Below are 21,450 nucleotides of genomic sequence, written 5' to 3' on the forward strand. Positions count from 1 at the left end.
CTCATCGCGACAGTGTCCGGCGCGGCCGCTCGTCCCGGACCACGCCCAAGGACCGGTACTCGCCCACCGGCGGCGCCGGTGCTCACCGGTCGCGTCGCGGAACACGCCCGGGCTCATCCGGTGCCGGCCGGCGGGCGGCGGGGAGTACGGTCCGCGGGCGGTGGCCGCCCGGTGGCTCGGTCGCGGCGCCGCCGGGCAGTGGTGGCGGGCCGTCGAGCGGCGACGACGGCCGGCTCGACTCCGGCGGAGGCCGGCCGGAATGTGCCGCGGTGCCGAGGGCGAAGGCCACCGCCGCGGACAGCGTGACGGCACCGCACAGCAGCAGCGTCCCGGTGTACCCGAGAAGCGACACGGCACCGCCCGCGAAGACACCCGCGATCACCATGCCCGCGGTGGTGGCGTTGGCGAACAGGGTGGTCGCGCGGCCGGTGGCGGGAGCCATCACGTCCTGGAACCAGCGGATACCGGCGGCACCGACGACCGCGACCGCGATACCGCGGACGACCTGCCCGGCGATCAGCCCGGTCAGGCCGCGGGCCGCCACGGTGAGCGTGAAGAAGAACACGAAGCAGCTCATGCCGGCGAGAATGACCAGGCGCTGGCTGATGCGGGCCGGCACGGCGGCGAGCAGCAGTGCGGCGACCACCTCGACGGCGGCGCAGACGCTGAACAGCACGCCGACGGCCGAGTCGGACTGGGCGAGGTCGCGGGTGACGAACAGCGGCATGGCGACCGAGCCGGCGAACATGGCCGTGTAGAAGAGCGTCACACTGCAGGTCAGCAGGACGGCGGCGGTTCTCGGCAGGCCGGGGCCGGCTTCGCTGCCGTGGCGGCCCGGCGGGCACGGCGGGCCCGGCCGGGGTACCGCGATCAGCACCCAGCAGGCCGCCACCATCAGCACGACGGCCGCCGAGCGGAGGATGGCGGAGAACCCGGCGGCGGTGAGAACGACCGCGCCGAGCAGCGGGCCGGTCGCCCAGGCCAGCGACCACACCGACCGCAGCAGCGGCACCGAACGGCCGGCCGCCGGTCCGTCGCCGAGGACGTGCCGGGCCAGCGAGAACAGTTGCGGGAAGGCGGCGGCCAGGGCGCCGAGCAGGGTGACGGCGAGCAGGATGAGAAGCGGGTACGACCGGATGACGGTCATCAGCCAGAGGGCGACGCCGCCGGAGAGCATGGCGGCAGCCGCGTACCCGCGGGACGGCCGGATGTCGAAGCTCCGACCGGCCAGCCAGGCGATCATGATGCCGCCGGCGCCGTGGACCGAGACGAACAGGCCGGTCTGCAGCGGGGTGAGCCCGGCGACCTCGGTGACGAAAAGGACGAAATAGGAGCCGACCATCGAATCGGCGACGCCGAGCAGCAGCACAGCGACAGCCAGTGACATCGACATCGCTCAAACGATAACCCCGGTGACCGGGAAAATCAGCAGCGCAGGCGGTTCGAAAACACGGAAAGCACGGAGCCGGACCGGACTCAGGCCCAGATCCGCAGGAAGAGGATGCCCAGGAAGTCGACGACCGTCAGCAGAATCGGATAGCCGGTCGGGAAGAAGGCGAAGACCAGCAGGAGCAACGCGCCGATGTTCTTGTCCTCGAACCAGAGCCGCATCCAGTTCATGCTCGGGCCCGGGTGGCGCAGAGCGTTCCACAGCACGCCGAACCCGTCCAGCGGCGGGATCGGGATCAGCGCCAGCAGGCCGAAGCAGAGCAGGCCCCCGCCGAGCGACAGGACCGCCTGCGCGTCGTACGGCAGCGGCACACCGCGCAGGATCCAGCCCGGATTGATGCCACCGAGCAGCTCGGCCGGATACACCAGCGCGAACCCAGCGATGATCACCTCACCGGCGAGGATGCAGGCGACCGGCCCGGCGGCGAAGACCGCGGCGGCCCGGCCCCGGCCACGCCAGCGCGGCACCTCGTCGACGGACAGTTGCCGGCCCCACCCGGCCCCGGCGATCAGGGCCGAGACCGCCCCGAACGGATCGATGTCCTCCCGCGGGCTGAACCGCAGCACCGGACGCCCGTCACCGAGGCCGACGACCCGCGCCGTGAACCGCATGGCGGCGGAGCGCAGCACCAGACCGAGAAGGAAAGCGACCAGCAGGGCGGCGAACGCCACCGGGTCGCCTAGGGCGAAGAGCACGGATGCCGGACCTAGCCTCGTTCCGCCTGTGCGGCGATGACCTCGCGAGCGAGCTGACGGTAGTTGCGGGCGCCGGACGACGCCGGGTCCAGCGTAGTGATCGGAGCGCCCGCCACGGTCGACTCCGGGAACTTGACCGTCTTGGTGATGACCGTCTGGTAGACCTTGTCGCCGAAGGCCTCGACCACACGCTGCAGCACCTGGCGGCAGTGGGTGGTACGGGAGTCGTACATGGTGGCGAGGATGCCCTCGAGCTCGAGATCGAAGTTGAGCCGCTCCCGCACCTTGTCGATGGTGTCCAGCAGCAGCGCCACACCACGGAGGGAGAAGAATTCACACTCCAGGGGGATCAGGACACCGTGCGCGATGGTCAGCGCGTTGATCGCCAGCAGGCCCAGTGAGGGCTGGCAGTCGATCAGGATGAAGTCGTACTCCTTACGGACCGACCGCAGGGCGCGGGCCAGCGCCATCTCGCGCGCGACCTCGTTCACCAGCTGGATCTCGGCCGCCGAGAGGTCGATGTTGGCGGGCAGCAGGTGCAGGCCGGCGACGTCGGACTTGATGATCACGTCCTCGGTGGCGACGTCGTCCTGCATGAGCAGGTTGTAGACACTCAGGTCGAGGTTGTGCGGGTTCACACCCAGGCCCACCGAGCAGGCACCCTGCGGGTCGAAGTCGACGAGCAGAACCTTGCGCCCGTACTCCGCGAGAGCGGCGCCCAGGTTGATGGTCGTCGTGGTCTTGCCGACGCCACCCTTCTGGTTGGCCAGCGCGATGATGCGGGCCGGACCGTGCCGGTCCTTCGGCATCGGCTCGGGGATCGGGCGGCGCATGGTGTACGCCGTGGGATCGGCTGGACCCAGGTCGGCACCGAGATCCAGCGAATTCTGCTGCTCCCGGAGCGTGGAGGTCCAGGCCTCCGCACGCTCGCCGTTCCCTGACATCTGCCGTCGCCCCCTTCCGACTCACAAGCCGGAGCCGATGCCCGACTGTACGCCAACCCCTCTTCCCCGAAGGGGTCACTCGTTCGGCGTGTCGCGCCTACGCATCCATAGCCTCTAACGAGCCCGCGGGTGTGCGGTCGCGTACACCTCACGGAGGCGTTCGACGGTCACCAGGGTATACACCTGCGTCGTGGTGACCGAGGCGTGTCCCAGCAGTTCTTGCACCACCCGTACGTCCGCCCCGCCGTCGAGCAGATGCGTGGCGTAGGAGTGACGCAGCGTGTGCGGGCTCACCGCGTACGGGCCGTCCACCGGCAGGCCGGCCGCGATCGCGCAACGGTGCAGGACCGTCCACGCGCTCTGCCGTGACAACCGGCCGCCGCGCGCGTTGAGGAACACGGCGGGCGTGCCCCGGCCCGACTCGGCAAGCGCGGGCCTGGCCCGTACCAGATATGCCTGTAACGCGGCCCGGGCGTAACCGCCGACCGGGACCACCCGCGTGCGCCCGCCCTTGCCCCGCAGGATCACCGCCGGCTCGGTGTCCAGCGAGAGGTCGTCGATGTCGGCGCCGACCGCCTCGGAGATCCGGGCGCCGGTGCCGTAGAGGAACTCCAGCAGGGCGCGGTCACGCAGACCGAGCGGCGAATCGGCGGCCGGCACCGCGAGAAGACGCCCGACCTGATCGGGATCCAGGGCCTTGGGCAGCCGTTTCGGCGGCGCGGGGAGCCGTACGTCCGCGGCCACGTCGTGCGTCACGAGCCTCTCGCGGAGCGCGAACCGGTGCAGACCACGGACCGCCGAGATGGCCCGCGCCGCCGACGCCGAGGCCATGCCCTCCTCGCGCAGCCGGGCCAGGTGCCCCTCGACGTGCGCCGGACGGACCTCGCCGAGGTCCTCGACACCCTCGGCCGCGAGGTGCTCGGCGTAGCGGTCCAGATCGCGCCGGTAGGAGGCGAGCGTGTTCCGGGACAGGCCACGCTCCACAGTCAGGTGGTCCAGGTAGGTCTTCACGGCCCGATCGAGACTCAGTGGAGCACCTCCGTCACCGCTGTCGAGCGCATCCCGTGCGCCTCCGCGACCGGGCGGGAGACGACGTTCCCGTCGAACGTGTTCAGACCCGCGGCCAGGGCGGCATCGGCACTCAGCGCGCCGCGCCATCCGCGGTTGGCCAGTTCCAGAGCGTACGGCAGGGTGACGTTCGTCAGAGCGTAGGTGCTGGTGTGCGGCACCGCCCCGGGCATGTTGGCGACGCAGTAGAACATCGATTCGTGCACCGGGTACGTCGGGTCGTCGTGTGTGGTCGGCCGTGAGTCCTCGAAGCAGCCGCCCTGGTCGATCGCGATGTCCACCAGCACACTGCCCGGCTTCATCCGGGACACCAGATCGTTGGAGATCAACTTCGGGGCCTTCGCGCCCGGCACCAGCACCGCGCCCACCACGAGGTCCGCGTCGAGGACGGCCTTCTCGATCTCGTACGCGTTCGACGCGATCGTCTGGATGTGACCGCGGTAGTCGGCGTCCACCGCCCGCAGCCGGGCCACGTTTTTGTCCAGCAGCAGCACCTCGGCCTGCATGCCGAGCGCGATCGCGGCCGCGTTCAGACCGGACACGCCCGCGCCGATGACCACCACCTTCGCCGCGTACACCCCCGGCACGCCACCCATCAGCACGCCGCGGCCACCGCCCTGCCGCATCAGGTGATAGGCACCGACCTGCGGGGCGAGGCGCCCGGCCACCTCGGACATCGGCGCCAGCAGCGGCAGCGACCGGTCCGGCAGCTCGACCGTCTCGTACGCGATCCCGGTCACCCTCCGCTCCAGCAGCGCGTCCGTGCACTCCTTCGACGCCGCCAGGTGCAGGTAGGTGAAGAGCACCTGACCCGCCCGCATCCGGTGGTACTCCTCCGGCACCGGCTCCTTGACCTTCAGGATGAGATCACCGGCGCCCCACACCTCGTCGGCGTCCGGCAGGATCGCCGCCCCCGCCGCGCGGTAGTCACTGTCGGTGATCGATGAGCCCGCGCCGGCACCGGCCTGCACGACCACGTCGTGGCCGTTGCGGGTGAGCTCATAGACGCCCGCCGGGGTGATCGCCACCCGGAACTCGTTGTTCTTGACCTCGCTGGGAATGCCGACCTTCATCTGCCGGACGTTACCCCTGAGCTGCTGAACTTTCCCGACTCGTGCACCGGCGTCCCCCGGTAGGCGGTCCGGGCTGTACGGTTCCACCCGATGAGCGGCTTTCCCTGGCTTCTGGTGGACCAGAACACCGACGACGGTGAACTCGTGATAGCCGCCTGCTCCGATATCGACGGACTGTTCGTGGAATCGCCCGAACCGCCGGTCGAGACGTACACCCTCCTCGGCTGCGAGCCGGCCGGCCGGCTCCGCGCCGCCTGTGACGGCACCGGGCCCGCCTGGCTGGGCAACGTCGGCCTCGACGCGATCCACCCGCTCACCTCCAAGCACCCGCCGCACTGCTGGCACTGCGCCGAGGAACTGCTCGACATCACCGTGGTCGACGCCCGCCGCTCGGGCGGCGGGCGTGGCCTGCTCGACGTGACGCTCGAGGGCCGGCTGCGGATCGAGGAACTGGCCCGGTTCGCGCGCGGCACCGACCGGGCACCCGACGCAGACGGGTACCTGCTGGTCGGAGTCTCCGGGCACGGCGAGGAGGACTTCGGGATGTGCCGGGAGGTGGAAGGCGTGTTCCGGTCCCGGCCCGCGCCCGCCCCGCGCGGCGCCGCCCTGATCGGTTGCCGGCCCGAACCACCCCTGCAACGCGCCATCGACGCCCTCCATCGCGGTGCGGCCAGCCGGCGGCGCTGGATCAAAGGTTCGATCTTCAGTGTCGACCGGGACGGCACCGCGGTCGGCATGGTCGGCGCCGGGCTCGGTGCCGAGGTGGCCGCGGTCCGCCCGTCCCGCCTCGGCGACGGGCTGGTCGACGTCAAGCTGGAACCGACGTACGGCCACGCGGTCGGCGGGCCCCGGCCGGCCGGGGCCCGCACCGTCTGGCAGCGCTGGCGGGCCGGGCGGCCGGACGTGCACGGCGAATGGACCGAGTACGACGCCGACCTGCGCCACGAGTGGGCCGGGGTCGCCCTCGCCCACCACGAGCAGCGGCCCGACCGGCCGTCCGGCACCCGGTACCACATGGCCGGCCGGCACATCACCGACGTCGAAGGGTTCTTCTGCGCCATCGGGGAGGCGATCAACGGGCCCGGAGGCTACTTCGGCTGGAACCTGGGCGCCCTGCACGACTGCGCCAACGGCGGGTGGGGCGCGGCGCCCGGCTTCCAGCTGGTCTGGCACGACTCCGAGGTGGCCCGCACGCACCTGGTGCCCGGCTACGACCGGCGCTGGTGGACCCCGGCCGTGACCATGGACGACCTGCTCGGCTACCTGGCCGACTCCGGCGTCGACGTCGACCTGCGCTGACCGACGCCGGGACGACTGCACATCCCGGATGTCCGCGGTGCGGCCGGTAACCGTCAAACGCTGACGTCCCGCCGGTGGACGGTCAGGTGGTGCGCATCGGTGTCCGGCTCGTCGAGGCCGAAAGCGATCACCCGGCGCGGATGGATCCGGATGATCGGGGCCGCACCGCCGATCGCCTCGCCCATACCACGGATCTCCAGGCAGCGGACCCGCCACGGATCGGTCGACGGCAGGTCGTCGACAACGAAGGCGACCCGGCCGTTGGCCGCCACATTCCGGAACTTGCGGCTCCGCGCCATGTCGTAGCCGCTGATGTCGATCGTCAAGGTCTCCGGGTTGTACCGGAAGCCGACCGGGCTGACCTGAAGCGTCCCGTCCGGCTGAACCGTCGCCAGACGGCCCAGCCGCTGGCCGGCCAGGTATTCGATCTCGAGCTCGGTGAACGTCATCACCCGAGCCTGCAACCTCAAGGAAGGTTGAGGTCAACCCGGCCGGCGGATTCGATACCGGTTGATAGCGTCGCCGGCATGACGGACCGGAACCGGAGACGTCCGGCTCATGAGGACGCGCTCCAGCGCCTGCATGTGAGAATCGCCCAGCTGCCGATCCTCGGCGGGTTCTGCGCCGTGTTCATCATGGCCACCGGCGAGCTGACCGTCGTCCAGCTGCTGTCGGCCGTCGCCATGGTCGCCGGTGGCGTCTGCGGGGTGGGTGTCTGGCTCGCCGACCGTGATCAGCGCATGTCCGACCGCCTGCTGGCCGCCGCACTGATCCTGTTCGCCATCGCCTGCACCGGACTGGCCCTGGGCGGCCGCTGACCCGCCGGCCTGATTCCGGTTCACTGCCCGGCCGAGCCGATTCCGGTTCACTGCCCGGCCGAGCCGATTCCGGTTCCCCGCCGACCGGGCTGATTTCTGTTCGCCGCCGGCCGGGCTGATTTCTGTTCGCCGCCGGCCGGGCTGATTTCTGTTCGCCGCCGGCCGGGCTGATTTCTGTTCGCCGCCGGCCGGGCGGCCGCGCCGGCTCTATTCGGGACGGGCGGGGGTGGCCGCCGTGCGACGGGTGCCGGTCCGCCACAGGCCCGGGATGAGGACGGCCGCGACCGTGACGTGCGTGAGCGCGAGCACGATCTTGCTTCCGGTTGACGCCTGCACTCCGGCGAAGGGGGCGAACGACACCGCCAGCACCACGAGCGCCGCGACGGTCCAGATCGGGATCGCGTACCGGGTGACACGTTCGAGGACGGCGAGTGCCGCCCACCCGACCAGGCTCGAGGCCAGGGCCACGAAGGCGATCTCGGCCAGGCCGAGGTCCATGGCCGGTTGCCCCGGCGAGGTGACCACGAGGTCGTGGCCGAGCAACGGCTCGCCGACCACCCACACCAGCGCCGTGACGAGCACCGCACCCGCGACCACCAGGGCCCGGGTACCGGCCCGGCCGAACCGGTCCGTCCGTCGCGCCTGACCGGTATCCGCTGCTACCGCCATCATGCTCTCCTTGACTAGCTCAACTGTTGAGTTCCTCAACTATCCGGGAGCGTAGCAGATACTTGAGGAACTCAACCATTGAAGCCACGTACCATCGGGTCATGACTGATCAGGCCGCCGGACCAGCAGAGAGCGCGGACCAGCTCATCACCGAGCTTGCCGACCTGGTGTTCGCGACGGCCGGGCGGCTCCGGCACGGCTTCAACTCGGCCGCGGCCGAGCTGGACCTACCGCCCGCCCAGGCCCTCGCCCTGGTCAACCTGCGCGGCTCGGTGCCGATGCGGGACCTCGCCGACCAGCTGAGCTGCGACGCGTCCAACGTGACCGGAATCGTCGACGGGCTGGAACGCCGCGGCCTGGTCACTCGCTGCACCGACCCCGCGGACCGCCGGGTCAAACGGCTGGTTCTCACCGACGAGGGACAACGCCGTCGTGACGTGCTGGCCGCGAGATCCCACGACCGCGCCACCGAACTGTTCGACCTGCCGGACGGTGACCGGCAGCGGCTGCGCGACCTTCTCGCGACAGTCGCCGGTACCGGTCAGCGGCACCCGTGATCGAGCGCCCCGGGCCGTTCGACCGGCAACGCGGCACACGGCGGGAACGTGGCCCGGGGCGTCTGGATGATGTGGATGGCCGGGGTCAGGCCACGAAGATGCAGAAGATGTGGCCGTCCGGGTCGGCGTAAGCGCGCAGCGGCTCGTCCGGGTCGTCACGGCGGTCGAAGCGCAGCGTTCCGCCCAGCGCCAGCACGCGCTCGTGCTGACGGTCCAGTTCCTCGGGGGAGCTCACCGACGTGTCCAGGTGCATCTGCTGTGGCACCTCGCCGGACGGCCAGCTCGTCGGGCGTACGCCATCGGTCTGCTGGAACGCCAGACGCCACGAACCGTCGGGTGACACCAGCACCAGCCAGCCGTTCTCCTGCGGATTCTCGGTGCCCGCCGGAGGCGGCTCGTCGCCTTTGCGGTATTCCAGACCGAGCAGCTGACGGTAGAACTCGGCGAGACGGCGTGCGTCCGTGGTGTCCAGCACGAACGACTGCAGCTTCGGAACGGTCATGCCGTTGGCGTACCCGCCTACAGTGTATTGATGCGTGTTCTCGTGGTATCGGCACCGCTGGTGGGGCATGTGTTTCCGATGGTTCCGCTGGCCGGGGCGCTGCGCGACGCCGGGCACGAGGTGGTGTTCGCGACCGCCGGTGACGGGCTGCGGGTGGCGGAGGCCGGCTTCGAGGTACGGGACGTGGCGCCCGGATTCCGATTCGGCCGGGTGGCGGCCGGTGCGATGCTGCGGCGTCCGATGCTGATCAGGGCGGAGCTGGCCGGGACCGCCGGTACCCGAGTGGTGGGCCACCTGTTCGGAGCGGTGAACGACCGGCTGCTCGGTGGCGTGCAGCGGGTCGCCGAACAGTGGCGGCCGGATCGGATCGTGTTCGAACCGCTGGCGGCGGCCGGTGCGGTGGCCGCGGCCCGGCTCGGCGTACCCGGCATCCTGCAGGAGAATTCGCTGTTCGACGGCCCGGCGCTGCTGGCGGCGACCCGGATGCGGGGGCGTCCCGGGTTCGCGGCGCCGGCCGTGGTGATCCGGGTGACGCCGGCGAGTGTGGCCGGGCGGAGCACGCACCTGCCGATGCGGTTCGTGCCGTACGCGGGTGACGGCCCGCTGCCGGAGTGGCTGGCCGGTCCGCCGTCCCGGCCACGGATCCTGGTGAGCCGCAGCACCGTGCCGCAGCCGGGCCGGGACCGGGTGATGGCACGGGTGGCGGAGGCGGCCGGGCAGATCGACGCCGATGTCGTCCTGATCCGGCCGAACATCGACGCGCGGACCCTGCCGCCGAACGTGCGCGCCACCGACTGGGTGCCGATTCCGGCGGCGCTGGCGGCGGGGGCCGTGATCGTCCATCACGGCGGTGCGGGCACCACGCTGAGCGCGCTGCACGCGGGTGCGGCTCAGCTGATCATCCGGGGTGCCGGGGATCGGCGGCACAACGCCGAACTGGTCGCGGCCCGTGGCGCGGGGATCGCCGCCGACGAGCGTGACATCTCACCGGCGCTGCTCACCCGCCTGATCACCGACCCGGCGCTGCCGTCGGCGGCTCGCGAGGTCAGTGCCGAGATCGCGGCGATGCCCCCGCCGGAGCAGCTGGTGGAGGCGATCCGGCAGGCGGTCGGGTGAAGATCGGCCGCCGAGCGAGCGCGTTCCCCGCCCGTGCACCACGAAGATCGCCCACATGTTCCGGTACCACGGCCACAGATAGCCGGCCGTCGGCCCGAGCGCGCCGGTCGAGGTGATCGTCCGCAGCCGGCCGTCATGGACTGCCGGTGGCACCGTGCGCCGTCCCGGAGCGGACCGCCCCCGGCCGCAGCGCGTCGAGCGCCAGATCGACGATGCCGTCGGCGTAGTCGTCGGTGAGCGGGCCGGTGCGCATCATCCAGCGGTGATACGCGGGCCCGATCAGCAGCTCGACGGCCTGGTCGAGGTCGACGTCCTCGCGCAGCTGACCGGCGGCGCGGGCTGATCGCAACCGGTCCTTGACGGTGTCGAGCTGTGGTCGTAGCAGCCGGTCACGCATCCGCTCGGCGAAGTCGTCGCTGGACAGGGTCTCGATGGTGAGGGCGCGGGTGGTGGCCGACAACCGGCTGTCGGCTAGCTCGGCGACGATCGCGCGGAAGACGGCCCGCAGGTCGCCCTCGAGGTCGCCGGTGTCCGGCAGGGTGGGCGGCCCGTCCGGGCCGATCTGTTCGACGAGGGCGTCGAGAACGACCGGGCCGCGCCCGCCCCACCATCGGTAGATGGTCTGTTTGCCGACGCCGGCGCGGGCAGCGATGGCTTCGACGGTGAGGTCGGCGTAGCCCTTCTCCTCGAGCAGCCCCAGAGCGGCCTGGAGGATCGCGGACCGGGAGCGTTCGCTGCGGCGGGTGGCGTCGGGCATGCCGCAGATCCTACCGCGAACGAGACGCGACGTCTCGTCTTGACAGGACGGCACTGAGACGAGACGCTACGTCTCGTCTTGTTGAACGACTTGGAGGTCACCGTGCCGCACATCGCCATGGTCAGCATCCCGTTCCCCGGCCACGTCAACCCCAGCATCGAGGTCATCCGGGAACTCGTGACCCGTGGCCACCGGGTCACCTATGCCAACGACCCCTCCTACGCCGAGATCATCGAAGCCACCGGCGCCGAGTTCCGGCCATATCGATCCACCCTGACGGGCGGCAACGACGGGTCCGACGGCGACGTGATCGACCAGCTCACCCTTTTCCTCGACGACGGGATCGCGATGCTCCCGCAACTGCGCGAGGCCTACCAGCACGACCGGCCCGACCTGTTCCTGTACGACATCGCGGGTGCCCCGGCCCGGCTGCTCGCCGAGCAGTGGGGCATCCCGTCGATGCAGCTCTCCCCCACCTTCGTCGCCTGGGACGGCTATGAGCAGGAGATGGCGCCGATGGTCGAGGCGATGCGCACCGACCCGCGCGGAGCCGCCTATTACCGCCGGTTCGAACAGTGGCTGACCGAGAACGGATCCTCCGTCACCGACAGCATGGCCTTCCAGGGCCGTCCCGACCGGTCGCTGGTCCTCATCCCGCGCGTCATGCAGCCGAACGCCGACCGGGTCGACGACAAGGTCTTCTCCTTCGCGGGCCCCATCCTCGGCGATCGCGCCGGCCAGGGCGGCTGGACCCGGCCCCCGGACGCCGGCAATGTGCTGCTCATCTCGCTGGGCTCGGCGTTCACCGAACATCCGGAGTTCTACCGGCGCTGCGTCGAGGCCTTCGGCGGGCTGCCCGGCTGGCACGTCGTCCTGCAGATCGGCAAGCACGTCGACCCCGCGGTGCTCGGCGAGCTGCCCGGCAACATCGAGGTCCACCCCTGGGTGCCGCAGCTGGAGATCCTGCGCCAGGCGCAGGCGTTCCTCACCCACGCCGGCATGGGCGGCAGCGTCGAGGGCCTCTACTGCGGCACCCCGATGCTTGTCGCGCCGCAGGCCGTGGACCAGTTCGGCAACGCCGACCGCCTGGTCGAGCTGGGAGTGGCCCGGCGGATCGGCACCGAGACCGGTGCGGCGGAGCTGCGGGAGACGTTCCTCGCTCTGATCAACGACCCGGAAGTACGCCGGGCGAGCGCCGGGATCAGCCGGAAGCTGCGCGAGAACAGCGGTGCCGGATACGCCGCGACGCTCATCGAGAACGCCGCGGCGTGAGGTCAGACGGTCCGCAGAAGCGTCCAGCCGGAGTCACGGGCGCGAGCCGCGGCCAGCACCCCGGCGACCGCGGCCGCGTTCGTGATCTCGCCTCGGAACACCATGGCGACGCACTCGTCCAGGGGGACGCGGCGCACCTCGATGTCGGCCTCCTCCGCGGTGCGCTCGTGGCGGTCCGCATCGGGCACCGGCGCCAGGTCACGGGCCAGGAACACCCGGACCGACTCGTCGGCGAAGCCGGGTGAGGTGTGCAGATCGACCAGCCGATCGATCCGCCCGGCCGTGAGGTCGACCTCCTCGGCCAGCTCGCGGGCCGCGGTGAGCGTCTCGTCCTCACCGGGCACGTCACGCAGGCCGGCCGGCAGCTCCCAGAGGTGCCGGCCGACCGGGTGACGGTACTGCTTGATCAGCACGACCCGATCGGCGTCGTCGACGGCGACCACGACGACGGCACCGCGGTTCTCCACCACGTCGCGGGCGGCGGTGCTGCCGTCCGACATGGTCACCTGGTCGGTGTAGACGGAGAAGATCGCACCGTGGTAACGCTCGGCCCGGGACACCGTCTCGTGGGCGAACGTCATGTCAGGAGGCCTCGGTCACATCGATCTCGACCGGCAGCTCGTCCGCCGAGGCGTACGCGATGGCGGCCTTGACCAGCCCGTCGAAGAGCGGATGCGGGCGGGTCGGGCGGCTCTTCAGCTCCGGGTGGGCCTGGGTCGCCACGAAGTACGGGTGGGTCCCACGGTCCAGCTCGATGAACTCGACCAGGCGCCCGTCCGGGGAGGTGCCGGAGAAGACCAGACCGGACTGCGACAGCTTGTCCCGGAAGTCGTTGTTGACCTCGTAGCGGTGGCGGTGCCGCTCGGAGATCTCGGTCGCGCCGTACACCTCGGCCACGATCGATCCGGCCTTGAGCTTGGCCGGGTACGCACCGAGCCGCATGGTGCCGCCCAGGTCACCCTTGCCCGCGACGATCTCCTCCTGGTCGGCCATCGTGGAGATCACCGGGTAGGTGGCCCTCTCGTCGAACTCGACCGAGTTGGCGCCGGCCAGTCCGGCCAGGTTGCGGGCCGCGTCGATGGTCATGCACTGCAGGCCGAGGCACAGCCCGAGAATCGGGATCTTGTTCTCCCGGGCGTACCGGGATGTGTTGACCTTGCCCTCGATACCGCGGACGCCGAACCCGCCCGGAATGACGATGCCGTCAGCGCCCTTGAGGGCGGCAGCGGCGCCGGCCGGGGTGACACAGTCGTCGCTCGGCACCCACCGGATCTTGATCTTCACGGTGTTGCCGAAACCGGCGGCCCGGATCGCCTCGCTCACCGACAGGTACGCGTCCGGCAGATCCACGTACTTGCCGACGAGCGCGATCGTGATCGTGCGCTTCGGGTGGTGGACCCGCTCGAGCAGGTCGTTCCAGGTCTTCCAGTTCACGTCGCGGAAGGACAGGCCGAGCCGGCGGACGACGTACGCGTCGAGGCCCTCGTCGTGCAGGACCTTCGGGATGTCGTAGATGCTCGGCGCGTCCGGGCAGGCGATGACCGCCTCGGCGTCCACGTCGCAGTAGAGCGCCAGCTTGTGCTTCATCTTCTCCGGGATCTCCCGGTCGCTGCGGCAGATCAGGGCGTCCGGCTGGATACCGATGTTGCGCAGCGCGGCCACCGAGTGCTGGGTCGGCTTGGTCTTCAGCTCACCCGACGGGGCGAGGTAGGGCACCAGCGACACGTGCAGGTAGAAGACGTGGTCACGGCCGACCTCGTGGCGGACCTGCCGGATGGCCTCCAGGAAGGGCAGCGACTCCATGTCGCCGACCGTGCCGCCGACCTCGGTGATCACCACGTCCGGGACGTTGCCGTTCTCGTCCGGGTCTGCCATCGCGAAGATGCGGCTCTTGATCTCGTTGGTGATGTGCGGGATGACCTGCACCGTGTCGCCGAGGTACTCACCGCGCCGCTCGCGCGCGATGACCGCCGAATACACCTGGCCGGTCGTCACGTTCGCCTTGCCGGACAGGTCACGGTCGAGGAAACGCTCGTAGTGCCCGACGTCGAGGTCGGTCTCCGCCCCGTCCTCGGTGACGAAGACCTCACCGTGCTGGAACGGGTTCATCGTTCCCGGGTCGACGTTGAGGTAGGGGTCCAGCTTCTGCATCACGACGCGCAGGCCGCGGGCGGTGAGCAGATTGCCGAGGCTGGAGGCGGTGAGGCCCTTGCCCAGCGAGGAGGCGACGCCCCCGGTGACGAAGATGTGCCGCGTTTCGCGCACTGTTGAGGCCAAGGCCCGCTCCCGTGGTCGCCGTTAACAGGTTCTTGCGGCCGGGGCAGGACCCCATCCACGGGAGTTCACCGTAACACCGATTGCTGTCACCTCCACGTTCGGGCTGGTGGACGTGCGTGTCATGGCACAGTTAACGGATCTTCGTCGGATTTACGTAGTAGTGGGCCACCGGGACCGTCGGTCTCGCCCGGAGCGGGGGTCCGGTCGGCGGCGTGCAGCAGCACCCGCAGGGCCGTGAGCACCGCGATCGGCGCCGCCGCGGCGGCCGCGGCCCCGGCCACGCCGAGAGCGGTGCCACCGAGCACACCGGCGATCAGCGTCGTCACCACCGTCCCGGCGACGCCGCCCCGGACCGCCGGATGCAGGCCGTAGACCCGGTTCAGCCCGCCCCAGGGGGAGAACTGGCAGAACAACAGCATCACCGCGCCGCACAGGGCCAGCAGCGTGAGGGGACTGTCCACCAGGGCCTGGCCGTTGGCGGTCGCGGCACGCTGCATCGCCGGGCCGGCCGTGCCGTCGCCGAGCGCGGTGAGGAACCGGCCGAGCGTCCCCTGCTCCAGCGGCGCCCGCCGCAGGTCGAGGACCGCGAACGTGATGGTCACCACCACCCCGGTCAGTGCCGCCCAGGCGAACCGCGGGAAGGTCAGCCAGCCGCCGGTGCTGATCACCGCGGCCACGCAGGCGCCGGCGGTGACCGCGATCGCGCCGACCGGATCGGCGCCCAGGTGCGTGCTGCCGACCATGACCACACCGAGGCCGCCGAAGGTGACCATGACCAGCGGGCGCCAGCGCCGGGTCACCCACTGTGCCAGCGAGCCGCCGAGCAGGAACAGCCCGGCCACGAAGACGCCGAGGCCGACACTGCCGAGCCCGGCGTAGCGCACACCGTGGATCGCCGAGTAGCCGGCCACCGAGTTGAGCTGCAGCCGGGCCCCGGTGGCCAGGTCCACGGCCACCGCCAGCGCACTGACCGCGGCGACCGCGGCCATCGGCCACAGCGTCCGCTGGTAACGCGGCGCGAGCCGGATCAGCAGTGTTCCCACCGCCATCAGAACGGCCGTCGCCGACCCGAACATCCACGCCGGATGGGCGCTGCTCCACCACGGCACCACGTCGGCGATCAGGGCCGCCGGGATCGCCAGCCCGGCCGCGATCAGCGCCAGCTCGGCCAGTTCGACGAGGCGGCGCGGCGGCAGCGGCGGCCCGAGCGGACCGGCGTGCTGGCGGGCCCGGACCAGCACCGGGACCACCGCGATGAAGAGCACCAGCTGCAGGACCGCCAGCACGGTGAAGAAGATCTCGGCGACGCCACGCTGGGCGATCGCCCGCCGGTCGGCGTCCTGCCGGCCCTGCATCGCCGCGGCCGGATCGGCGGCACGGCCCGGCGTGACACCGGCCGTGTACCCGGCGAACAGTTTCTCCGGCACCGGTTTACCGAGTGCCGACAGCACGGTCGGAGCCAGATCGACGAGCTGCAGGTACCCCTCCCGGCCGGTACCGGCCGAGGTGAGCCAGCCGCCCTCCCAGCCGGGGCCTTCGGCGATCGCCACGTGCAGGCGTGACGTGGTGTCGGTGTCGGCGAGGCCGGCGATCAGCATCATGGAGCGTTCCGGGCGGGCGGCGAGGACCCTGGCGAGGGTACGGTCGGCGGCCTCCACCGCCGTCCGGCGGGCCGCCCCGTCGCCCTCGATCGTGCCGAGGTCGACGATGCTCAGCACACAGTCGTCGAGCAGCTCGGCCGGGTTCGCCGGCAGTTCGGCGACGTACCGGTCGACCCGGCCGAACGGGCGGGCCGCCGCGATGGCCGCACCGGGACCGACGGCCACCGAGCAGCGCACCGACTCGGCCAGGGCGCCGGGCGTCGTCCCGTACGGCATCCGGTCCTGGTTGTTGCGGACCACCGTGGGCTGGTCGGTGAGGTTGGCGCCGCGCCCGTCCGGCTGGGTGAGGCGTGGCTGGGCCGCCGGGCAGCGGCCGGTCACCGTGCGGGTGTCCCAGGCCGCGTAGTTGCCGGCGCCGAGCGTCAGCCAGCCGTCGGACGGACAGGTCACCGAATGCGCCGACCGCACCGACAGCCAGCCGACCGACCCACGGGTCGCCTCCTGCCACAGCGCCGGGGTGCGCTGCGGATCGAGGTCCTCCCAGCGCAGCCCGGCCGCGGCCGCGACCACCACGTAGTCGGCTTCGCCGCCGCGCTGCCGTTCGGCCGGCCGGAGCGCCAGGATGGCCAGGCTCGCCGCGGCGACCAGCATCACCAGCAGATAGGGCACCCAGGCGGCGACGACCGGCCCGCGCGGGGTGCCCGGCGGGCGGACCCGGCGCAACCGGTCGAGTGGGCCACGCTTCTCCGTCACCGGCGGACCGCCGCGACTTCCGCGTAGGCCGACCGCACATCGGCGACCACGTCGGCCTCCCCGGGCCAGGTGGCGGCCTGCCGCGGGCCGCGGGCCGCGTAGTCGGCGCGCAGCTCCGGATCTCCGAGCAGCCGCCGGACCGCCGCGTCAAGCGCGTCGAGATCATTCGGCGGGATCTGCACCGCCGCGTCCCCGACCAGGCCGGGGAGCCCGCCCACCGCGGTGGTGACCAGTGGCACCCCGGCGTGCAGCGCCTCCTGGGCGAACAGCTGCCGCGCCTCCCAGTCGCTGGTGATCACCGCGAGGTCGGCGCCGAGCAGCAGGTCCGGCACGTCGGTCCGGTGCCCGAGGAGGTGGACCGGTGCGTGCAGGCGCGACGCGCGCTGCGCCAGCGGCATGTAGCTGGGCCCGGAGCCGGCGATCACCACGACCGGGGCCGGGTCGAGGTCACGCCATCGGGCGGCCGCGTCGATCAGCAGGTCGTGGTGCTTCTGCGGGTGCAGGCGGCCGACCGACAGGATCAGCGGGGTCTCACCGCGCAGCCGGAACTCGGCGCGTACCGCCGCCCGGCTCCGTTTCGGCTGCGCCAGCTGCGGCGCGGCCACCGGGCCCAGTCGCGCCTTGCGGGCGCCGAGCGCCGTCGCCCGTCGCACCAGGTCATCGGAGGCGCCGAGGGTCAGCGCGGCGTTGCGCGCCACGATCCGCTCCAGCAGGGCGCCCGCCTGACCTTTCAGACCACGGGCGAGCACGGCGTTGTGCCAGGTCACCACCAGCGGCACGCCGGTCCGCGCGACCGAGGCCACGAACGCGGCCCGCAGACCGTGCGCGTGGATCACCTCGGCGTCGCGCCCGGCGATCGCCTTGCGCAGCTGCCGGATCGCGCCGGAGTCCTGCGGACCGGGGTCGGCCGGGATCTCCACCACCGAGAACTCGATGCCGCTCGCCGAGAACCCGAAGTGCTGATCCACCGCGGACGGCCCGCACACCAGCACCCGGCAGCCGGCGGTGACCAGGCCGCGGGCCAGTGAGGCGACGTGCTGGCCGATCCCGCCGGTACTGGACGCCACCACCAGCACGACCGAGCCGCGCCACTCCCCGTCGCTGCTCACGACCGGCAAACCCCTCTCCCCTGTCGCACCGGTCCGACCGGCGTCCTGCCTCCGGCCCGGCCGGTTCCTGCTCGCGGCCCGGCGTCCGCCCGGAATCCCGGGGCGCCGGTCACCTGCGGAGGCGTCTCCCCAGCGTGCCGATCAGTGGTCCGAGGTCCCGCCGGTCCAGCACGAGGGCCACGGCGAGGAACACCCCGGCGACCACCACTCCGCCCAGCATGCCTTCAACGAGGCTGCCCAGCACGCCCGGGGTGGGCCAGAAGGCCGCGCCGAGACCGGCGACCACCCCCTGCCCGGCGAGGGCCGCGAACGCCGCCGCGAGCACCGCGGCCCCGGCCGCGCGGCCCAGCCCGGCCAGCGCCTCCCGGCCCGCGTGGCGGCGTACCGCCAGGACCAGCAGCACGCCGGTGACCGTCATGCCGATCGCGTTGGCCAGCCCCAGGCCGAACACCCGCGTACCGTCACCCGGCAGGGTCGTGACGACGATCACGGCCACACCGGCGGTGAGCCATCCCACGGCCGAGGCGACGGCGGCCGCAACGGTCGCGCCCCGCGCGTACAGCGCCCGCGACAGCAGCGCGAACAGCGCGTAACCGAACAGGCCCGGGGCGAACCCGACGACACCGGTGGCCGCGCCGCGCGCGTTCATCAGTGCGGCCACCGGAACCGCCAGCCCGGCCAGCGCGGCCGTGCCGAGCCCGGCCAGCAGCACCACCGAGCGGGCGGTACCGGACAGCGCGGCCGCGAAGCCGGCCTCGTCGCCGCCCGAGAACGACGCCGCGAGCCGTGGATAGACGGCCGTGGCCAGCGGGACGGCGAGCACCGCCCACGGCAGCAGGAAGACCGTCTGTGCACCGGTGTAGTGCGCCATCTCCCGCGCCGCGAACACCACGATCAGTGCGGCCACCACCTGCTGCGCGCCGACCGTGACGGCGCCCGCCCAGCCCAGCCGCAGCGCCTGGCGGCCCTCGGCGCCGGGGAACCGCAGGTTCGGCCGGATCCGCAGCCCCAGCCGCGCGGCCGGAACCAGCAGGCAGAGGCTGAGCACGACCACGCCCAGGGTGGTGCCCACCGACAGGGTCAGCTCACCGGCACGGCTCAGCCCGGCGAACCCGGTGCGCGCGCCGTCGATCATGGCGTACGCGAGGTACGCCGTCATCACTGTCACGCTCGACAGCAGGGGAGCGATCACCGGCCACGCGAACCGGTGATGTGCCTGCAGCACCCCGGTCAGCACGATCCCGACACCGTAGAGCGGCAGCTGCGGCGCGAAGACCCGCAGCATCCGGGCGGCGACCTCCTGATGTTCCGGCGGCACCCCGTCGAGCAGGCCGCTGATCGGGCCGGACGCCAGGAACACCGCCACGGCCAGCGGCACGGTGAGCAGCAGCACCCAGGTGAGCAGTGCCGAGGTGACCCGCTGGACGCGGTCCCGGTCGCCGGCCGCCACGGCGCCGGCCAGCAGCGGCACCACGAGACTGGCCAGCGCTCCGCCGGCGACGAGTTCGAACACGATGTTCGGCACCAGGTTCGCGGCGAAGTAGAGGTCGGCCAGGCCGTCCTCGCCCACGGTGTAGAAGAACACCAGGGTGCGGCCGAACCCGGCCAGGCGGGCCACGATCGTCAGTACGGTGATCAGCGCGGCCGCGCCGGCGAGCTTGGCCGTCGTACCGCCGGAAGGTTGTGAGGTCACGCCTGGGATTGCCGGCGGCCGAGGTCGTCGAGGGTACGCAGCCACGGGGTGTCCTGGATGACCTTGGTGAAGCTGACCTTCTCGCTCGCCGCGGTCAGCGCGGCCAGCGCCGCCAGGGCACCCGCCCGGCCGGTCGTCGAGGACCGCGCCACCAGCGCGACACCGAGCAGCGCACCGAGCGCGTTCGCCCCCGAGTCGCCGAGCATGATCTCCTCGCCGAGGTCGTCGGGCAGCAGCGCGGCGCCCGCGCCCAGGGTGCCCGCCGTCATCGACGCATTGCGGCCCACCGCCAGCGGCGCACCGATGATCGTGCCCGCCTTGATCGCCCGGCCCGGTCGCAGGTCCAGCAGGTTGAGCAGGTTCGCCGTGCCGGCGATCACCCCGGCGCCGAGCAGGACGTCGACGCCGCGCCCGAACCGCGAGGACCGGCCGCTGCCGATCAGCGCGGAGGCGGCGAGCCCGGCCGCACCCACTCCGGCAACCTTGACGAGCCCGCTGGTGACCATGCCCTCGCGCAACGCGCCCAGGTGCCCGGCGAAACCCTTCGCCGCCTTCTGCTCCGGCCGGTTGCCGACCACGTCGTCGTAGAAGCCGACCGCACCGCTGACCGCCCCGGCCACCGCCGCGGCGGCCGCCAGCCGGCCGGTCGGTGCCCCGGACGCCGCGCCGATCGTGGCGCCGGCCGCCAGGGCCGGACCGCCCGCGAGTGTCACGGTGCGCCCGTGGAAGTTGGTTCGCTCCAGCTCACGTGCCTTCGGGTCGCGGCGCACCCAGGCGAGCACATTCCGGGCGACGAGGGCACCGACGGCAGCGGAACGGAGGTAAGCCATGGCCGGAGAGTCTAGACGGGGACGGCTACGGCGCGGCCGACGGCACGATCGAGGTGGCGCCGGTGGCCAGGCCGTACTGGCCGACCTTGTTCTGCACCAGCCGCTCCACCGTGACCAGCGCCGTCGCGACCTGACCCTGCACGGTGCTCACGTTGTCCACCGTGGAGGTGACGGCGACCAGCGCCGGGTCGTTGCGGATGCCGGCGACCAGATTTCCGTCGCCCGCGTCGTCGCCGGCGACCACCAACGGCTGACCCTGACCGAACTGCTCGGCCATGGTGAGCGCGTACTCCGTCTTCTTACCGGCTTCCTTGTCGGTCGGCGGCACCCCGGCCACCAGCACGACCGCCTCGGCGCCACCGGTCGCACCCTCCTCAGCCGTGAGGTAGCCGGGCTGGGCGAAAGCGGCAAGCACCGCGGTCACGTCACCTGCCGTCGGCGGCGTCGGGCTGGTGCCGCGGTACAGGGTGCGGGCGAGCAGTGCGCTCGCCGTCTCGACGCCGTCGCTGTTGAGCGGCAGCCCGACCGTCGAGATGCTCGGCTGGGACAGCTCGTCGACCAGGAGCAGCAGCTCGTTGACCGTGCTCGGATCGAAGAACTTCTCCTCCACCCGGACCTGGGCGGTGATCGTCGCCCCGGCCACGGTCAACATCTTCACCACACCGGCGGCCGGCTCCTCGGTGCCCGGCAGCGCCACCACCGCGATCTTGCGGCCGGTCAGCTTGCCGCCGAGCAGCATCGGCGCGATCTGGTTGGCGAACTCCTGGTTCCGGTTGACCTCGTCGTTCAACTTGTTGACCTGCTCACGGCGGACGTTGTTGTCCTTGTTGAGCGCGGCCAGATTGTTGCGCAGGTTCTCGGAGACCGGGCCGTTGAGCGCCGCGGTGCCGACCACCAGACCGATCGCCAGAGCCAGGAATACCGCGGTGAGCGACACCACGTGGTACCGGAAGTTGATCACAATGCC

At 71.9% G+C, this 21,450-nt stretch carries 21 protein-coding genes; 5 read left to right on the plus strand and 16 right to left on the minus strand.

Translation table 11 applies throughout. From position 1 onward, the window contains the following. Nucleotides 1-82 precede the first annotated feature (82 nt). The 5 genes from AB0G04_RS09485 to ald form a co-directional block, all read right to left on the minus strand. Nucleotides 83-1,393 carry an MFS transporter gene (locus AB0G04_RS09485; RefSeq protein ID WP_360979254.1) on the minus strand — a complete coding sequence of 437 codons (1,311 nt, stop codon included), beginning with the start codon at nt 1,391-1,393 and terminating at the stop codon, nt 83-85. A gap of 83 nt (nt 1,394-1,476) precedes the next feature. Next, a complete protein-coding gene (locus tag AB0G04_RS09490) occupies nt 1,477-2,145 on the minus strand; it encodes a hypothetical protein (protein WP_360979257.1) in 669 nt (222 codons plus the stop codon). Between the two features lie 11 nt (nt 2,146-2,156). Beyond that, nucleotides 2,157-3,089 (minus strand): ParA family protein, encoded by a 933-nt coding sequence (locus AB0G04_RS09495; protein WP_360979260.1) that lies wholly within the window; start codon nt 3,087-3,089, stop codon nt 2,157-2,159. 114 nt (nt 3,090-3,203) lie between these two features. Further along, on the minus strand, nt 3,204-4,118 hold the full coding sequence (gene xerD, locus AB0G04_RS09500) for a site-specific tyrosine recombinase XerD (RefSeq protein ID WP_360979375.1): 915 nt from the start codon (nt 4,116-4,118) through the stop codon (nt 3,204-3,206). Continuing rightward, nucleotides 4,115-5,230 (minus strand): alanine dehydrogenase, encoded by a 1,116-nt coding sequence (gene ald, locus AB0G04_RS09505; RefSeq protein WP_360979263.1) that lies wholly within the window; start codon nt 5,228-5,230, stop codon nt 4,115-4,117. The genes xerD and ald overlap by 4 nt, the downstream gene beginning before the upstream one ends. A 90-nt stretch (nt 5,231-5,320) precedes the next feature. On the opposite strand from ald, the gene AB0G04_RS09510 reads away from it, so the two are divergent. Next, the gene (locus AB0G04_RS09510) at nt 5,321-6,529 is read left to right on the plus strand and encodes a barstar family protein (RefSeq protein WP_360979266.1); all 1,209 of its coding nucleotides are present in this window, start codon (nt 5,321-5,323) and stop codon (nt 6,527-6,529) included. 53 nt (nt 6,530-6,582) lie between these two features. Here the strand turns inward: AB0G04_RS09510 and AB0G04_RS09515 are convergent, their stop codons facing one another. After that, nucleotides 6,583-6,978 (minus strand): PPOX class F420-dependent oxidoreductase, encoded by a 396-nt coding sequence (locus AB0G04_RS09515; RefSeq protein WP_360979269.1) that lies wholly within the window; start codon nt 6,976-6,978, stop codon nt 6,583-6,585. Between the two features lie 78 nt (nt 6,979-7,056). On the opposite strand from AB0G04_RS09515, the gene AB0G04_RS09520 reads away from it, so the two are divergent. Further along, nucleotides 7,057-7,347, plus strand: coding sequence for a hypothetical protein (locus AB0G04_RS09520; protein ID WP_360979272.1), 291 nt, complete (start codon nt 7,057-7,059; stop codon nt 7,345-7,347). 207 nt (nt 7,348-7,554) lie between these two features. Here the strand turns inward: AB0G04_RS09520 and AB0G04_RS09525 are convergent, their stop codons facing one another. Further along, entirely contained in the window at nt 7,555-8,016 is a 462-nt protein-coding gene (locus tag AB0G04_RS09525; protein WP_360979275.1) for a DUF6069 family protein, read from the minus strand. A gap of 101 nt (nt 8,017-8,117) precedes the next feature. Between AB0G04_RS09525 and AB0G04_RS09530 the strand changes: the two genes are divergently transcribed. Further along, a complete protein-coding gene (locus AB0G04_RS09530) occupies nt 8,118-8,573 on the plus strand; it encodes a MarR family transcriptional regulator (protein WP_360979278.1) in 456 nt (151 codons plus the stop codon). Between the two features lie 85 nt (nt 8,574-8,658). On the opposite strand, the gene AB0G04_RS09535 is transcribed toward AB0G04_RS09530, so the two are convergent. Continuing rightward, nucleotides 8,659-9,075, minus strand: a complete 417-nt coding sequence (locus tag AB0G04_RS09535) for a VOC family protein (RefSeq protein ID WP_360979281.1) — start codon at nt 9,073-9,075, stop codon at nt 8,659-8,661. Nucleotides 9,076-9,105: 30 nt separating this feature from the next. Here AB0G04_RS09535 and AB0G04_RS09540 point away from each other — a divergent pair, with 30 nt between their 5' ends. After that, nucleotides 9,106-10,191, plus strand: coding sequence for a nucleotide disphospho-sugar-binding domain-containing protein (locus AB0G04_RS09540; RefSeq protein ID WP_360979284.1), 1,086 nt, complete (start codon nt 9,106-9,108; stop codon nt 10,189-10,191). A 133-nt stretch (nt 10,192-10,324) separates the two neighbouring features. Here the strand turns inward: AB0G04_RS09540 and AB0G04_RS09545 are convergent, their stop codons facing one another. Beyond that, complete coding sequence (locus AB0G04_RS09545) at nt 10,325-10,948, minus strand: TetR/AcrR family transcriptional regulator (RefSeq protein ID WP_360979287.1); 624 nt, start codon at nt 10,946-10,948, stop codon at nt 10,325-10,327. Nucleotides 10,949-11,026: 78 nt separating this feature from the next. Between AB0G04_RS09545 and AB0G04_RS09550 the strand changes: the two genes are divergently transcribed. Next, the gene (locus tag AB0G04_RS09550) at nt 11,027-12,220 is read left to right on the plus strand and encodes a macrolide family glycosyltransferase (RefSeq protein WP_360979290.1); all 1,194 of its coding nucleotides are present in this window, start codon (nt 11,027-11,029) and stop codon (nt 12,218-12,220) included. A 2-nt stretch (nt 12,221-12,222) separates the two neighbouring features. Here AB0G04_RS09550 and AB0G04_RS09555 read toward each other — a convergent pair whose 3' ends face one another. From AB0G04_RS09555 to AB0G04_RS09585, 7 genes are all read right to left on the minus strand, one after another. Then, entirely contained in the window at nt 12,223-12,801 is a 579-nt protein-coding gene (locus AB0G04_RS09555; protein ID WP_360979293.1) for an NUDIX hydrolase, read from the minus strand. A 1-nt stretch (nt 12,802) separates the two neighbouring features. Then, on the minus strand, nt 12,803-14,497 hold the full coding sequence (locus AB0G04_RS09560; RefSeq protein WP_360979296.1) for a CTP synthase: 1,695 nt from the start codon (nt 14,495-14,497) through the stop codon (nt 12,803-12,805). A 119-nt stretch (nt 14,498-14,616) separates the two neighbouring features. Next, nucleotides 14,617-16,851: a hypothetical protein gene (locus tag AB0G04_RS09565; protein WP_360979299.1), complete on the minus strand. Its 2,235-nt coding sequence runs from the start codon at nt 16,849-16,851 to the stop codon at nt 14,617-14,619. Next, a complete protein-coding gene (locus AB0G04_RS09570) occupies nt 16,848-17,960 on the minus strand; it encodes a glycosyltransferase family 4 protein (protein WP_360979302.1) in 1,113 nt (370 codons plus the stop codon). Before AB0G04_RS09570 ends, AB0G04_RS09565 begins: the two co-directional genes overlap by 4 nt. A 109-nt stretch (nt 17,961-18,069) precedes the next feature. After that, entirely contained in the window at nt 18,070-19,653 is a 1,584-nt protein-coding gene (locus AB0G04_RS09575) for a lipid II flippase MurJ (protein WP_360979305.1), read from the minus strand. Next, nucleotides 19,650-20,483, minus strand: coding sequence for a hypothetical protein (locus AB0G04_RS09580; RefSeq protein WP_360979308.1), 834 nt, complete (start codon nt 20,481-20,483; stop codon nt 19,650-19,652). The genes AB0G04_RS09575 and AB0G04_RS09580 overlap by 4 nt, the downstream gene beginning before the upstream one ends. 25 nt (nt 20,484-20,508) lie before the next feature. Next, entirely contained in the window at nt 20,509-21,444 is a 936-nt protein-coding gene (locus AB0G04_RS09585) for a copper transporter (protein ID WP_360979311.1), read from the minus strand. Nucleotides 21,445-21,450: the final 6 nt, after the last annotated feature.

The organism is Actinoplanes sp. NPDC023801 (assembly GCF_040639655.1).
Classification (GTDB): domain Bacteria; phylum Actinomycetota; class Actinomycetes; order Mycobacteriales; family Micromonosporaceae; genus Actinoplanes.